Source organism: Pedobacter cryoconitis (assembly GCF_014200605.1).
GTDB lineage: Bacteria > Bacteroidota > Bacteroidia > Sphingobacteriales > Sphingobacteriaceae > Pedobacter > Pedobacter cryoconitis_B.
Genome location: NZ_JACHCE010000009.1, coordinates 231229 through 245692 on the forward strand (window position 1 = coordinate 231229; position 14464 = coordinate 245692).

General features: G+C 38.5%; 15 protein-coding genes. 6 read left to right on the forward strand and 9 right to left on the reverse strand.

The features are described 5' to 3' along the window. The first annotated feature begins 1 nt into the window (after position 1). Positions 2-1372, forward strand: coding sequence for a DUF4236 domain-containing protein (locus HDE68_RS22550; protein WP_183884492.1), 1371 nt, complete (start codon positions 2-4; stop codon positions 1370-1372). A 220-nt stretch (positions 1373-1592) separates the two neighbouring features. Here the strand turns inward: HDE68_RS22550 and HDE68_RS22555 are convergent, their stop codons facing one another. Together HDE68_RS22555 and HDE68_RS22560 are read right to left on the reverse strand one after the other, a co-directional pair. Beyond that, positions 1593-2825, reverse strand: a complete 1233-nt coding sequence (locus tag HDE68_RS22555; RefSeq protein ID WP_183884493.1) for an ABC transporter permease — start codon at positions 2823-2825, stop codon at positions 1593-1595. 89 nt (positions 2826-2914) lie between these two features. Continuing rightward, complete coding sequence (locus HDE68_RS22560) at positions 2915-3265, reverse strand: HesB/IscA family protein (RefSeq protein WP_183884494.1); 351 nt, start codon at positions 3263-3265, stop codon at positions 2915-2917. Positions 3266-3557: 292 nt separating this feature from the next. On the opposite strand from HDE68_RS22560, the gene HDE68_RS22565 reads away from it, so the two are divergent. Together HDE68_RS22565 and dnaA are read left to right on the forward strand one after the other, a co-directional pair. Beyond that, on the forward strand, positions 3558-4088 hold the full coding sequence (locus HDE68_RS22565) for a hypothetical protein (RefSeq protein ID WP_183884495.1): 531 nt from the start codon (positions 3558-3560) through the stop codon (positions 4086-4088). Positions 4089-4430: 342 nt separating this feature from the next. Continuing rightward, positions 4431-5861, forward strand: a complete 1431-nt coding sequence (gene dnaA, locus HDE68_RS22570; protein ID WP_183884496.1) for a chromosomal replication initiator protein DnaA — start codon at positions 4431-4433, stop codon at positions 5859-5861. Between the two features lie 11 nt (positions 5862-5872). On the opposite strand, the gene HDE68_RS22575 is transcribed toward dnaA, so the two are convergent. From HDE68_RS22575 to HDE68_RS22595, 5 genes are all read right to left on the reverse strand, one after another. Then, positions 5873-6424 carry an NUDIX hydrolase gene (locus HDE68_RS22575; protein WP_183884497.1) on the reverse strand — a complete coding sequence of 184 codons (552 nt, stop codon included), beginning with the start codon at positions 6422-6424 and terminating at the stop codon, positions 5873-5875. An 11-nt stretch (positions 6425-6435) separates the two neighbouring features. Then, the gene (locus tag HDE68_RS22580; RefSeq protein ID WP_183884498.1) at positions 6436-6840 is read right to left on the reverse strand and encodes a hypothetical protein; all 405 of its coding nucleotides are present in this window, start codon (positions 6838-6840) and stop codon (positions 6436-6438) included. Between the two features lie 16 nt (positions 6841-6856). After that, positions 6857-7630 carry a TPM domain-containing protein gene (locus tag HDE68_RS22585; RefSeq protein WP_183884499.1) on the reverse strand — a complete coding sequence of 258 codons (774 nt, stop codon included), beginning with the start codon at positions 7628-7630 and terminating at the stop codon, positions 6857-6859. Positions 7631-7640: 10 nt separating this feature from the next. Continuing rightward, a complete protein-coding gene (locus tag HDE68_RS22590) occupies positions 7641-8084 on the reverse strand; it encodes a TPM domain-containing protein (protein WP_183884500.1) in 444 nt (147 codons plus the stop codon). 81 nt (positions 8085-8165) lie between these two features. Continuing rightward, complete coding sequence (locus HDE68_RS22595) at positions 8166-8747, reverse strand: LemA family protein (RefSeq protein WP_183884501.1); 582 nt, start codon at positions 8745-8747, stop codon at positions 8166-8168. 226 nt (positions 8748-8973) lie between these two features. Here HDE68_RS22595 and HDE68_RS22600 point away from each other — a divergent pair, with 226 nt between their 5' ends. Both HDE68_RS22600 and HDE68_RS22605 read left to right on the forward strand, forming a co-directional pair. Further along, positions 8974-10515 (forward strand): NAD(P)/FAD-dependent oxidoreductase, encoded by a 1542-nt coding sequence (locus tag HDE68_RS22600; RefSeq protein WP_183884502.1) that lies wholly within the window; start codon positions 8974-8976, stop codon positions 10513-10515. 89 nt (positions 10516-10604) lie between these two features. Continuing rightward, complete coding sequence (locus HDE68_RS22605) at positions 10605-10964, forward strand: CoA-binding protein (RefSeq protein ID WP_183884503.1); 360 nt, start codon at positions 10605-10607, stop codon at positions 10962-10964. Between the two features lie 18 nt (positions 10965-10982). Here HDE68_RS22605 and HDE68_RS22610 read toward each other — a convergent pair whose 3' ends face one another. Next, a complete protein-coding gene (locus HDE68_RS22610) occupies positions 10983-12065 on the reverse strand; it encodes a hypothetical protein (RefSeq protein WP_183884504.1) in 1083 nt (360 codons plus the stop codon). Beyond that, entirely contained in the window at positions 12059-12697 is a 639-nt protein-coding gene (locus tag HDE68_RS22615) for an ATP-binding cassette domain-containing protein (protein WP_183884505.1), read from the reverse strand. The genes HDE68_RS22610 and HDE68_RS22615 overlap by 7 nt, the downstream gene beginning before the upstream one ends. A gap of 144 nt (positions 12698-12841) precedes the next feature. Here HDE68_RS22615 and HDE68_RS22620 point away from each other — a divergent pair, with 144 nt between their 5' ends. Next, positions 12842-14047 (forward strand): PAS domain S-box protein, encoded by a 1206-nt coding sequence (locus HDE68_RS22620; RefSeq protein ID WP_183884506.1) that lies wholly within the window; start codon positions 12842-12844, stop codon positions 14045-14047. Positions 14048-14464: the final 417 nt, after the last annotated feature.

Sequence of the window (14464 nt, forward strand, 5' to 3'; positions counted from 1 at the left end):
AATGGGACTACTATTCAAAAAGTCAATAAGGTTTGGGGCCGTGAGGGTCAATTTTTCAGGTAGCGGCATAAGTTATTCAGCAGGTTTCGGGGGTGCAAGAATCAATTCAGGCCCAAGAGGTACTTATGTAACCATGGGGGCAAATGGAATCTACTACAGGCAAAAGATAGGTAGTATTCAGAATGAGCATCAACAAGTATTGCCAACAGTCAGTACAGCTACTCACACCATAACTTCTGCGTCAATTGATCAATTAACTGACGTAGACTCCAAGGTCTTCATCGATGAACTAAGTGAAAAAGCCGCAAAATTCTCCCTTTTCACCTGGCTGGGCATTATGCCCATGATTACTTTCTTCGTTTTACTATCTATTTATTCTCTAAGCAACCGGGAAATTATCATAGAACCAGGTGGGGAAAGAAAGATCGCCATTATCGATTCTTATGTCGGTTCCAATATTCGCACCCACCCTGATTCAGATTCCCGTGTTCTTAGAACATCCAAGAATGGCGAGGAATTTACGCTGCTGGATGAATCTGATAAAAAATGGCTTAAGATCCAGTTCCATGATTCGATTGGCTACGTTTCCAAAAAGCTAACCAGGACTGATATTGTTCGCGATGTAAGGCTCACCAGAACTGAAATGTATTCCACTAATCCCTATTATAAATGGACGCTCCTCGTCGGCTTTCTGGCTTTTTCGCCATTCCTTTTTTTTCTGGCCAGGCAGGATAAAAAACGATTTGCAATGGAACTCAACTATGAAATGGATGATCAGATGTCAAACATTTATAAGGCATTTATGACCAACTTTGCAGATTTTAACTCATCCAAAAGAAAATGGCAATATCTTCATTCTCAGCAAAATCAGGACTGGAAACGAAACGCTGGTGCAGGAAAACTCATTAACAGAATCTCGATTAGCGGAGTTTCTGCTCATCAGATACCCATCAGACATTTTAAGACCAATGTGCAAATCCCCTATATCAAGTTAAGGAACACACATCTGTTTTTTCTCCCAGAGCGTTTGTTGGTTAGAAGAGGGAATAAATTTGCAGCCGTATTTTATAAAAACCTGGATATAGAAAATAGTTTAACCAGATTTATAGAAGATGATAGTGTAGCCAGTGATGCGAGAATTGTGGATTATACCTGGAAATATGTCAATAGGAATGGAGGTCCGGACCGTAGATTCAACAATAACAAAAAAATTCCAATCTGCATGTATTCCATATACACTTTACGTTCTGCAACAGGTGTTTACGAAATTATTTGTACTTCACGTATTGGAGCATTCGACGGGTTTAGCAATTACCTTAAAGAGATTGGTCAGCTCCAGTCTCTTATGCACCACGGTACTCAGATTAGCTAAGAGAATGAAAATCAATAGCAGATAAGGTATTAAATTAGAATCTTGGATATTTTATAGCAAAGACGATTATTCCAGTAGCAGCCAAATTTGAAAAGACAGCGAAAACGACGAAAAAAGTTTTTTATTTTAAGGATGGAGATTATAAATAATCTATATATCATTCTTACCAGGCCCCCATACCGGCTATGCACCATACAAGAATGGTTGCCAGATTGAACCTTTACTCGTAACGCAGGGCTTCTACAGGATCCAGTTTCGACGCCTTTTTAGCTGGATAATATCCTGACGCGACCCCAACCATAACACACAGTGCAAACCCTCCCAGAATAAACAGCCATGGAATAATAAATGAGCCGCCCATCATTAATGAAATCACGTTTCCTAATAATACCCCAAATAAAATGCCCATTGCACCTCCCATCAAACATATAATGACGGCCTCAATTAAAAACTGTTTTCTGATTACCGACGGATTCGCGCCAATCGCTTTTCTGATCCCGATTTCGCGGGTACGTTCCGTAACCGATACCAGCATAATATTCATCAGGCCAATAGATGCACCAATTAGTGTAATCACACCAATCGCTATACCACCTACGGCAATCATAGCAAGATCTTTAAACAAAGTCTGAGCAATAGCATCACTTTTAGTGATCTCAAAATCATTAGCCTCTTTAACCTTAATTCTTCGCACATTCCTGAATTCGGCAGTTGCCTCACCAATCACATTTTCCATTTGCTCAGGCTTATTCACCATGATACTAATCGTATAAGAGGGATTGGGCTGTGCGTTGATGATCTTAGCTTTGTACAGCGGAATGAATATAGCTCTGTCTGAACTAAAGCCCATACTCGAGCCCTTAGGGGCCAATACACCAATCACCTTTAAACGGCTTCCGCCAGCAGTAATAAATTTATCTATAGGAGATTCCTTTTTGAATAATGTGGTCGCAATCTCACTACCCAATATACAAATATTAGGACCCAGTTCCGCTTCGGCAGGGGTGAGGTTACGTCCGGAAGCAATATCTGCCCCCTGAGATTTAAGGCCATTTTCGTCAATACCCCTGATATTGATGTTGGGATTTGTTTTATTCTGACCATATTTGGCGGTCGCTGCACCAGAAGCAATTACACTCACCGTTGTCACCGCAGGTATATTCAATTGTTTCTTTAAGGTAATGGCATCCTCATAACGGATAGCTTTAGAAGATTTTGCTGCCTGGCCAGGGCCGCCAAAACGGATTCCTGTACCTTTATTTCTAATGGTGAAAGCATTGGCCCCCATACTGGAGAATGCATCTGTCATGCTTGTTTTTACCGCATCCAAAGTTGTCAGAATTCCTACCAGTGCTGATAATCCAATCGCAATAATCAATGCTGTAAGCATCGTACGCAAGCGGTTACTTTGTATAGATTGCAGGGCTAGCCTTATGTTTTCTGTATAGGTCATTTTTTCTGATCTGATTTAGATGGGCTAAAAATAAAAAGTCCCGCTGTTAGGACAACGGGACTTTTAAAATGTTACAGAAAATGTTTTAATTATACTGAAAAACTAGTTCCACAGCCACAGGTACTTTCTGCATTCGGATTACTGAAAGTAAAACCTCTTGAATTTAATCCATCCTGCCAGTCTACCTGCATGCCTAATAAATACATCTGGTGCGCTTTATTCATGAAAATCTTCATTCCATTAATGATAAACTCCTGATCGCCATCTTTTTTCTGGTCAAAGCCCAGCAGATAGCTCATACCTGAACATCCACCACCCTCAACACCAACACGCAAACCGAAATCGTCAGCAATTTCCTGCTGATCTTTTAATTTCAAAAGTTCTTTTAAAGCAGTTTCAGTAAAAGAAACTGGTGCAAACGCTGTATCTACTGTATTCATGATATTTCTAATTTGGAATAACAAATATATCCTTATGGAACTTAAACGCCTTACAATTATTAAAGAAGATCTTATAGCTGACTATAAACATCTAGTAAAATAGGGTTAATACGGTCCAATATCCGGATTGTCTGAACAAAGATAAGAACAAACGGTTTATTTGTATAACATAAAAATTGCAGGATAGTCAATTTGAGGTAAATAATTAAGACCCTGTCTAAATAGATTGCTGAATAAAATTCAATATTTATAGAAATAAAAATACATTTTTGCTGAAGACAAATAGAACCAGATGAACTTACCCTATTTTTTGACACAAGTGGCCACTTTTGCCTCTGGAGGAATTATTACCGTGCTTTTTGCCTGGTACCTGCTCAGGAATGATATCCAGAAATATTTCAGCTTTAAATCTCACGAAACAAGAAAAGATGAACGGGTCCACCTGCTCCCGCTTCGCTTACAGGCACAAGAAAGAATGATCGTTTTTGTAGAAAGATTGAATCCTGTTAATCTTTTCGTCAGGTTACATCAGCATGGAATCTCTGCAAAAGAGCTGCAAGCTGTCATTTTAAATGAAATCAGATCTGAATATCAGCATAATGTAACCCAGCAGTTGTATATCAGTACGGTAAGCTGGAATGTCATCCGTAAATTAAAAGAAGATACGATTGCAATGTTAAACAATGCTGTGGCCGGATTACCCGCTGATGCCAGTGGCGTAGAGCTGAGCAGAAAGGTGCTTGAACATATGGCTGGCATTGCCGATAACCCATACGAACTTACCCTGGAACTGATTCAAAAAGATATTCATCAGCTATTTTAAATTGCCGCAGATGTTTTTTCTTTCTCTATTCATCAGGATCTGAATTATGATGGAAAAATAGGTATATTCATGAAGCAATTGCTCATGCAGCCTATATCGCTTAAATAGTGGTTTCAGCCGTATTACGATTGTTTTGGGTAAGGAATAAACTTAGTGTTAAAAAATAGTTATCCACATAAAAAATTTAGGTTAACTATGCTATAACTCTGCTGATTAAGTACTTACTAAATAAATGAAATTTTAGTTTTTTTTGTTGATAATTTTTTGAATCTTCGATCTCCAGAATCAGCAGTTTTTTGCGACTGTTTTCGTTGAGGAAAATCATTTAAATATTAGGGCACTATGGAAAGAACTTGTACCGAAGTATGGAAAAACTGTCTTCAAATTATTAAGGACAATATCCCGACTCAAAGTTTTAAGACTTGGTTCGAACCGATTTCTGCCCTTAAACTGGAAGGCAAAGTTTTAACGATACAGGTACCTAGTTTATTTTTCTATGAATGGTTAGAAGAACACTATGTTGGTTTACTGCGCAAGACTGTTAAAAAGCAGCTTGGAGATGAAGGCCGCCTGGAATATAATATCGTTGTAGATAAGTCTTCCAATAGTGGCTCTCCCTATACGACAAATATGCCTTCTAATGGCAATGGTGCAGAAGCCAAATTACAATCTATGCCTATACCGGTTTCTATCAATAAGGATATCAAGAATCCTTTCATCATTCCGGGGCTGAAAAAACTGAATGTAGACCCCCAGTTAAATTCAAATTATACTTTTGAAAACTATATTGAAGGTGATTGCAATCGCCTTGCGCGTTCTGCCGGTTATGCCGTTGCAGCAAAACCAGGAGGGACTTCTTTTAATCCCTTAATGATTTATGGGGGGGTGGGTTTAGGCAAAACGCATTTGGGTCAGGCTATAGGCAATGAAATTAAAAGGACTATGCCAGATAAACTGGTTATTTACGTGTCTTGTGAGAAATTCTGCCAGCAATTTGTAGATTCCCTGAAAAATAATACGATTAATGATTTTGTGAATTTCTACCAGGCAATGGATGTGATTATCATGGATGATGTACATAACTTCGCTGGTAAAGAGAAAACACAGGATATTTTCTTCCATATTTTTAATCATTTGCACCAGTCAGGTAAACAAGTAATCCTGACCTCAGATAAAGCGCCTAAAGACCTGGCCGGAGTAGAAGAAAGATTACTGAGCAGGTTTAAATGGGGGCTTTCAGCAGATCTGCAGATTCCTGATCTGGAAACGCGGATAGCTATCCTGAGAAAGAAAATGTATGCAGACGGTATCGAGCTGCCTCAGGAAGTAGTAGAATACGTAGCTAATAATATTGATAATAATGTAAGAGAGCTGGAAGGGGCAATGGTTTCTTTGCTTGCACAGTCTACCTTAAATAAAAAGGATATTGATCTTTCTCTGGCAAAACAAATGCTGAAGAACTTTATCAAAAATACCACTAAAGAGATCTCCATGGAATACATACAGAAATTAGTATGTGAATACTTTGAAGTCCCTGTAGATATGGTAAAATCGCCCACCCGTAAAAGAGAAATCGTACAGGCAAGACAAATTTCCATGTATCTTTCTAAAAGCCATACCAAGTCTTCACTGAAAACTATAGGTGCCTTTTTTGGAGGCAGAGATCACTCTACAGTAATCTATGCCTGTCAAACCGTAGAAGATCTGATTGATACGGATAAGAAGTTTAAAGGTTATGTACACGATATTCAGAAGAAACTCAAAATGGGTTAACCTGAATGTAATTATTGAATAGCTTCCAGTTTCATCAGCCCGTAGAACAAAGCTGCTGCATGCAATGACTGTTCAATTTTATTTTCAGCCAGCAGCTGTTTCACTTCTGCGATCGTATATTCTTCCACATTTAATATCTCATGTTCATCCAGATCCTGTTCCTGTGTTTGAATACCGCCAGTTAGTAAATAAGTAAATGTCCTGTTGTCAGAAGTAGCCGGGTTAGGATAAAGTGTAGCGATCAGCTCACAGGTTTCAAAAGAATATCCTGTTTCTTCCAGTAATTCTCTTTTTACACCCTCTTGCGGATCCTCTCCAGGTTCAATAACACCACCAGGTATTTCCAGTGAAATAATATCTGCTGCATGACGGTACTGACGCACCAGCACCAGTTTATTGTCTTTAGTTAAAGCAACTGCATTCGCCCAATCGGGATACTCCAACACAAAATAATCGTCCTTTACTGTACCATTCTGTAATTTGCAGGTATCTACCCGCAAAGTTGCCCATCTTTCCCTGACCAGATATCTGGAGGAAAGCTTTTCCCATTTTAAAATTTCCATTGTTTTGTTTGTTAGCCGTTTTGATTCAGATAGTCTTTTACTGTCTTCTGACGGCTGAGATTGTTCATGTTGACTACATGATGTTTAACTTCTAATGTCTCATAGGTAAGCTGCAGCTTCTCTGCCACAGACTTCCGCTCTGCAGGCTGTTCTATAATGCCGAATTTGATGTAAAGCACCTGTGAAAGTATTTCCAGCTTTTCTGCCGGAAAGTTTTTTTCCGTCAGAAAAGCCATGAAATCAGTAGGATCACAAGACACCAGGTCTGAAAAAAGAATTCCAAAATCAGCTTCCAGCATTTCATTTAAGCCGTTATCAGCTTCTTCCAGTTTACCTTCCTGTTTCAAACCCAGGATTCTTGCTATTGCCTGCGAAAGTTTTTGAATCTCCGCAGTGATTAAATCTCTTTTATACATATATGATTAACCGCTTTTACCAGCTTCCGCTGCTACCGCCACCACCAAAACTACCACCGCCGAAGCCGCCAAATCCACCTCCGCCGCTGCTGCCGCCACCTCCGCCCCAGCCACCGCCAGAACTTCTGCCGCTGCCTAACAACGCGCCCCAGAATAAGGCTTCACCAACACCACGTCCACCAATTACCTGGCCGCCATTACCACCACCGCCACCTTTGCGGATGACAATAATTATAATTACAATAATGATTACGAGTATAAATGCACTCGCACCCCCGCCTTGTTTAGAAGCGGCTTTTGGATTATCATTCTTATATTCTCCTTTGGTATATTTGATAATAGCTGTTGTACCTGCATCCAGACCGGCATAATAATTACCAGCTTTGAACTCAGGTTTAATCTCATTGTCAATAATTCTCTTGGTAATAATGTCGGGTAACACACCTTCAACACCGTATCCGGTCTGCATAGCGATTTTTCTGTCCCCTAAAGCAACAACGATCATCACACCATTGCTGCTTTTCTTACCGCCTACACCCCAGTTTCTGCCCAGGCCCAGCGCATATTCATTAATATCATATTCCCCTACACTTTTCACAATTGCAATGGCAATCTGAGTAGAGGTAGAATCATCGAACGCTACAAGTTTATTTTCAAGCTGTTGTTTCTGAGCCTCAGAAAGCGTACCTGTATAATCATTGACAAGTGTATTTGGCTTTGCAGGATATTCCTGTGCAAAAGCACTTGTATAAAGTACGGTAAGGAATAAGGCTATTAATATTTTCTTCATTCGGGCTTATCTAATTTGATTGCTGTTGATCCATGAAAATAATATCATTAGGCAATTCATTGATATCACCGTTTTGATAAGGGAAGTATACTGCTAATTTTTCACCAACCAGTCCAATACCGGCAATCAGGCCATTTGCGATGTTTCCACCTGCAAAATGTGCCTGCATGGCAACTTGTGTAGTTTCCCAGAAATCTTCAGGTACTAATTTATGAATACCTCTGTCACCAATAATAGCAAATTTATGATCGACATGGGCAAGATAGATCAGAACGCCGTTTTGATGTGACGTTTTATCCATACCCAGTTTAGAAAAATAGGCAGTTGCTCTTTCAAAAGCTTCACCTTTGCAGTGTTTTTCTACGGCAATTCTAATTTCGCCTGATGTAAGCTTTTCAGCTTCACCGATAGCATTGGTAATCAGGTCTTGTTCTTGTTCTGTCAGAAATGGCATAATGATAAGAATTAAACAGATAAGGGTAATGAATGTCTTATAAGTAAAACACTCAATACCCTTAAATATTATAAACGTGAATTAAAATTCTACTTTAGGTGTATTTTGCGCACCCGCATCAGCTTTAAATCCAGCTCTTTGTTTGAAACCAAACATACCTGCTGTCAGGTTGTTAGGGAATGATCTGACTTTAACATTATAAGATTGTACCGCGTCATTGAAATCTTTACGTGCTACAGCAATTCTATTTTCTGTACCTTCTAATTGTACCGAAAGATCACTGAATTGTTGTGTTGCTTTCAATTCAGGATAGTTTTCAGTCAATACCATTAATTTACCTAAAGCCTGTCCGATCTGACCCTGGGCAGCCTGGAATTTCTCTAGTTTTTCAGGAGATAAATCATCTGCACTAACTTTGATCTGGCTTGCCTGCGCACGTGCTTCAATTACAGCAGTCAAAGTACCCTGCTCAAATTTAGCAGCACCTTTTACTGTACTTACTAAATTAGGAATTAAATCAGAACGTCTCTGGTACTGAGTTTCTACCTGGTTCCATTTAGTTTTTACATCCTCATCCAATTTAACCATTGTATTATATCCACAGCTGCTAAACGTAGTGGTGATGAACAAGGCAGCGATAACTCCTAATATTGCTTTTTTCATTTTTATCATGTTTTGGTTTATACGTGTTAATTTACACATTAGAACTCAATTTCCGTACCTTTGTTACATTTAAGGAGAAAAACCTGACAACTTGTATGTAAAAATGTTTTTTTTCAATCCTGATCTCCTCTTTTGTCAGGGATCAGGCTTTTAATTAAGCAGCAGCATAAATTATTGGGTTTTCCGTATCTTTGCGCCCGTTCAGGATAAAAACCTGACATCCTATATGCAAAAAGAGATAGAAATAACCATCGCCCCCGAAGAAGCAGGACAAGAAGAACAAATCTTTAAAAAACTTTCTGCTGTCTTTTCTTTAGACAGATCCCGTATCAAAGGCTATAAAATCCTTAAAAGATCTATAGACGCACGTTCCCGTAAAGTTATTTTCAGGTTACAGGTCAAAGCGTTCATTGATGAACCAAAACCAGAAGATACATTTACACTCGATTATCAGGATGTATCTGAGAAAAAGGAGGTCATTATTGTCGGTGCAGGTCCTGCTGGCCTTTTTGCAGCTTTACAGTGTATCGAAAACGGGATGAAACCCATTGTACTTGAACGTGGAAAAGACGTCAAACAACGCAGACGTGATCTGGCACTAATCAATAAAGAAGGTATCGTCAATACAGAATCAAACTATTGTTACGGTGAAGGCGGCGCTGGAACCTATTCGGACGGAAAACTATATACCCGTTCTAATAAACGTGGTGATATCAATAAAGTACTGCAGATTTTTGTTCAGCATGGCGCAACAGAAGATATTCTGGTTGACGCAAGACCGCATATCGGTACTAATAAGCTTCCACATATCATCACCGCAATTAGAGAAACGATATTAAAAGCAGGTGGTGAAGTTAATTTCGATCAGAAAGTAACCGATTTTATCGTAGAATCGGGTAAGATTAAAGGGGTAGTTGTCAATGACCTCTATACCTTATCGGCCGATGCCGTAATTCTGGCAACAGGACATTCGGCGCGTGATATTTATACTTTATTACATCAGAAAGGTATTCTGGTTGAGGCTAAACCTTTTGCAATGGGGGTGAGGATAGAACATCCGCAGGCTATTATCGATGAAGCGCAATATCATTGTCCGGTTAGAAGTGAATTTTTACCACCGGCTTATTACAGCCTGGTAGAACAGGTAGGCAGCAGAGGCGTATTTTCATTTTGTATGTGTCCGGGTGGGATTATCGCACCCTGTGCAACTTATGAAAATGAAATTGTTGTCAATGGCTGGTCTCCGTCTAAGCGGAATAATCCTTTTGCCAATTCGGGTACGGTAGTTCAGGTTACCCTGGATGATGTCCCTGGTGATGACCCATTGCGTATGATGAATTTTCAATCGGCAATAGAGGAAAAAGCTTTTGCTATGGGGGGTGGGAATCTGGTTGCTCCGGCACAGCGGATGATAGATTTCGTAGAAGACAGGCTGTCAGCCGATTTACCGAAAAACTCTTATTTACCAGGTACAAAAAGTGTAATGTTGAAAGAAATGCTTCCTGATTTTATTGCTTCAAGTTTAAAAAATGCCCTGCCGCTTTTTGGTAAAAAGATGAGAGGTTATTATACAAATGAGGCTATATTGGTTGGTATTGAAAGCAGAAGTTCATCACCCGTAAGGATACCAAGAGACCGCGAAACCTTTCAGCATCCTGAGGTAACCGGTTTGTATCCATGTGCAGAAGGTGCAGGTTATGCTGGCGGAATTGTTTCAGCAGCGATAGATGGGATTAACTGTGCAAATGCTATCCTGAAATTCAGTTAAACAATTCGGTATTATTGCTGTTTTTAACGACAGTACTAAGGAACCGCTGGATATTTATTGAGGATAACCCAGCAAAATTAACAGGTCAAATGAAAAATACACTCATCATAGGTGCCAGCCCTAATCCTGCAAGATATGCTTATCTGGCAGCGAAAATGCTAACAGAAAAAGGTCATTCAATTGTGAATGTGGGTATCAAGAGTGGTGAGGTTGCGGGTGTACCAATTGAGAAGCCAACCCGGATTCATACTGATATTGATACGATCACTTTATATGTTGGCCCGCATTTACAGGAAGAATATTTTGATTATATACTTCAAACTAAACCAAAACGTGTGATCTTTAATCCCGGAACGGAGAATGATGAGCTGGAGGCCCTGTTAAAAGCAAATCATATCGAACCTGTTGAAGCTTGTACACTGGTTTTATTATCTACCGGCCAGTATTGATGTTTTTATATAAAAAGATTAGATTCTATTCTTTTTATATAAATAGCGATGATAAGTTATTCCCCAGGCAAGCATCAGCAGGATGATTGGTATATAAAGTCCGGCTATAATGAGCATCGTAAAACTGATCAGCAGGATGAATATATATTTAAGATAGCGCTCTGCATCGTCATCCACGAAATAAAGCAGCATTCTCAGGGTTAATAAAATACCTGAAGACAGTAGTACTCCCCATAATGTATTGATGATAGTAAATCCTGAAAGACGGCTATAAAAGAATAGTTCAGGTATCAGCAGGGTAAATATAAAACTCAACAGACTGAATAATCTGTACCCATAATTTAATGGCAGGCTATTGGTGAAATTGCTATAACTTCTCTCAAATCTGAGTGCTATTGAAATTAAGATGCAATGTGAAATTGTTGCCGCCATCAAACTCAATAAATAAATTCTTATATCATTGTCATGATCAGCGAACATCCATATGATCCCTTTAAAAAGTAAAAATGATAAGATTTTGCAGGTGATTAAAGCTAGCGTTTGTTCTTTTAGTATATAATAAAGTGGCCATGTCCAATAAGGTTTTTTAAAAGGAATTTCTGGTAATTTTATTAGCCTTTTAGTCGGTTTGAAGGTGTAATTGACAGCTTTGAAGGTGAAAATGGAAAGAGTGCTGCAGGTTATAATAATAAATCCGCTTAATGCTGCGGCAGAGATTATAAATTGCTCATACAGGCCAGTAATGATAACATATAAGCTGAATAGAATTATGGGACTATGTAAAGACAAGTATAAGAGAAACCAATTTTGCAATTGAATATGTTTTGGAGCTGCTGAACTGGTTTTTACGAAATTATAAGTTGGTGTATGGATAAGTTTCCGGACAAAAAAGAAAGATTTCAGCTCAATAAGGAGTATGATCAGCATAAATCCTCCCATAACTAAAGGACTTAAATTGATAGTCATACTCAGCGCCTGTATATATTCTTTGAGCTGGCCGGGTGGAACTGCCCCGAAAACAAGGTAAAAGAAACAAAGGAATAACCCGGCATGTTGTGCGAAAAACTCTCTGCCAAAGGTTTTAATCCATAATTTTAACATAATTTCAACTGTCTGTTCTCAATTTCAAAGATGCCGTTCATTGGAACTTTAGCATAATCTAATTCCTGATGAGAAGAAATCAAAAATATTTTCCCTTCCCGCAGATGATTTTTTATCAATGTATAAAGTACCTCGATCGCAGCCTGATCAATAGTTATCATTAGCTCGTCCAGGATATATAATTTTACAGCACCTGTAAATGCGCAGATCAATGATAACTTTTTTAGCATCCCACTGGAGTAGCTTTCTATTTTGTTATTCATATAATCTCCCATTTTAAATCCTTCTATGAGTTCATTGGAAGTTTTTCTTTCTGTTTTCCGGATGTGAAGATGAAAATCTAAAACTTCGTTGCCAGTAAGAAACGGGGGATATTGGGGTTCTGCTTCTGCATAGCTGAGTAAAGAACGGTATTGCTGCGGTTGCTGATTTAAACTGATGTTATTAATAACTGCGTCGCCAATAAATGGTGTTTGTCCAGATATTATCTTAAATAAAGTCGTTTTTCCTGCTCCATTGCCTCCTTTGATCAGGTAAATTCCCTGGTTTATTTCCCAGTGTTCAAATTCAAAAACGGTATGGCTGCCATATTTTTTAACCAGTTTTTTTAGACTTAATATAGTGTTGTCCATCGGTTGTTAGAGCATGATAATAAGATATTGTTACTTGCGTTTTCTGATCATAATGATAAAATTATTTATTAAAAGCGTGATTATTTGATAATTGATTGTTATTTTAGATAATCGAGATGCCTATAGAACACAAATTTTAACCGGATGAAGAGCCTGCCATTGTTAAAAATCATAGCTTTTTATCTATTACTTGGAATTACTTTATTGCTGCTGGGACACGGATTGATTGACTGGACTTCTATAGAGAAGAACCATAACAGTCTGATGAACTTTCATATTTTTCTGGATTTGACTTTTATGGTCATCGGATCAATTATTATCTTTTTCTCTATCCGATTTTATCAACGGGATCAGGAAACTACAGCTTTAAATTATCAAAAGCTGTTTCATACAAGTCCGCTTGCCATTTATGTTATGGCAAAAGAAAATTTTAAAATCCTTTCTGTAAATAAGGCTATGACTAAATTATATGGCTATAGTGAACAGGAATTTTTGCAAATGACATCTTTTGATATCAGACCCGAAGAAGAGCACGAACGGATTAAGAACTTTATGTATCTCTATGGTGAGCAGGATCCCGAATCTGTTGTCTGGTTACATCAGAAAAAAAACGGAGAACGTTTTTATGTAAAGACAACTTTTCACCGGATACCTTTAATTAAAAACGAAGCTTATCTGGTCATGGTCGTAGATATAGATAAATCTATCAAAGATGAAAAGAAGATCAATGATTTAATTCATTTATATGAAACTGTTAACCATGCGACCAATGATGTAATTTGGGATTATGACGTAGTCAACGATCGTGTTAAGTGGATGCAGGGTTATAATGAAACTTACGGTTATACTAAAGAATCAAGTCCTGATATTTCTGCAGCAATGCAAAAGATTCATCCGGATGACCGGTTGCTGGTTATGGCTTCCTTCCAAAAAATATTTACTGATAAACAGAAATACTTCTTTGCAGAGTACCGCTACAGATGTGCTGATGGCTCTTTTAAATATATCAGAGACCGGGGTTTCGCAATCTTTGATTCGGATGGTGAACCTATCCGGATGATAGGGGCAATGCAGGATATTGATAAACAGAAAAAATATGAACAGCAATTGCTCAATCAAAATGAGCAGCTTAAAGAAATTGCCTGGTTGAATTCTCATCAGGTAAGAAGACCGTTAAGTAATATACTTGCACTGATCAGCTTAATCAAAGATTCTGAAAATGGTGAAGATATTTTAGAGTTCATTGATTTTCTTGCCGTGTCATCCAAAGAACTTGATGATGCAGTTGTGATGATCAATAAACAGACTATGGAAGGCAAAGATGTCCAGTTATCTAAAGATATAGCCTGATTTTAGCATAAAGTGTTATTGTATAGTGAGTTAATCCAGATGGGAATCTTCTGAATGGGGGGAGGCGCGCTCTGTGTTTTTCTGTATAGTATATAGGTATGAATAGCGTTGACATGGAGAAAGCGTGTTGACTAGTGGTTAACGGCTATTTCAGGCAATGTTGCAGGAATCCTTATACTATATTAAAGCTATGGTTGAATCTGGGTTGATACGGGTCAAGGCGTTTCAACTCCGATTGAAATCCGTATCAAGGATAGGGAGTGTATAGGTTTAACATTGGTTGTACATTCGTTGAACATTGTCTGTGCCACTGTTTGGGGGGTGATTGTGTGTTATCCGGGGTCTGCCTGCCTGGATGTCTTTCGCTGATTATAGTTGATTAAGGTATTGTAGCTATTTTGTTTTACCTTATTATTT

Excerpts from the sequence above, each read along its gene's own strand:
- HDE68_RS22550 (WP_183884492.1), top strand. The coding sequence starts at position 2 with ATGGGACTACTATTCAAAAAGTCAATAAGGTTTGGGGCCGTGAGGGTC.
- HDE68_RS22555 (WP_183884493.1), bottom strand. The coding sequence starts at position 2,825 with ATGACCTATACAGAAAACATAAGGCTAGCCCTGCAATCTATACAAAGT.
- HDE68_RS22560 (WP_183884494.1), bottom strand. The coding sequence starts at position 3,265 with ATGAATACAGTAGATACAGCGTTTGCACCAGTTTCTTTTACTGAAACT.
- HDE68_RS22565 (WP_183884495.1), top strand. The coding sequence starts at position 3,558 with ATGAACTTACCCTATTTTTTGACACAAGTGGCCACTTTTGCCTCTGGA.
- dnaA (WP_183884496.1), top strand. The coding sequence starts at position 4,431 with ATGGAAAGAACTTGTACCGAAGTATGGAAAAACTGTCTTCAAATTATT.
- HDE68_RS22575 (WP_183884497.1), bottom strand. The coding sequence starts at position 6,424 with ATGGAAATTTTAAAATGGGAAAAGCTTTCCTCCAGATATCTGGTCAGG.
- HDE68_RS22580 (WP_183884498.1), bottom strand. The coding sequence starts at position 6,840 with ATGTATAAAAGAGATTTAATCACTGCGGAGATTCAAAAACTTTCGCAG.
- HDE68_RS22585 (WP_183884499.1), bottom strand. The coding sequence starts at position 7,630 with ATGAAGAAAATATTAATAGCCTTATTCCTTACCGTACTTTATACAAGT.
- HDE68_RS22590 (WP_183884500.1), bottom strand. The coding sequence starts at position 8,084 with ATGCCATTTCTGACAGAACAAGAACAAGACCTGATTACCAATGCTATC.
- HDE68_RS22595 (WP_183884501.1), bottom strand. The coding sequence starts at position 8,747 with ATGAAAAAAGCAATATTAGGAGTTATCGCTGCCTTGTTCATCACCACT.
- HDE68_RS22600 (WP_183884502.1), top strand. The coding sequence starts at position 8,974 with ATGCAAAAAGAGATAGAAATAACCATCGCCCCCGAAGAAGCAGGACAA.
- HDE68_RS22605 (WP_183884503.1), top strand. The coding sequence starts at position 10,605 with ATGAAAAATACACTCATCATAGGTGCCAGCCCTAATCCTGCAAGATAT.
- HDE68_RS22610 (WP_183884504.1), bottom strand. The coding sequence starts at position 12,065 with ATGTTAAAATTATGGATTAAAACCTTTGGCAGAGAGTTTTTCGCACAA.
- HDE68_RS22615 (WP_183884505.1), bottom strand. The coding sequence starts at position 12,697 with ATGGACAACACTATATTAAGTCTAAAAAAACTGGTTAAAAAATATGGC.
- HDE68_RS22620 (WP_183884506.1), top strand. The coding sequence starts at position 12,842 with ATGAAGAGCCTGCCATTGTTAAAAATCATAGCTTTTTATCTATTACTT.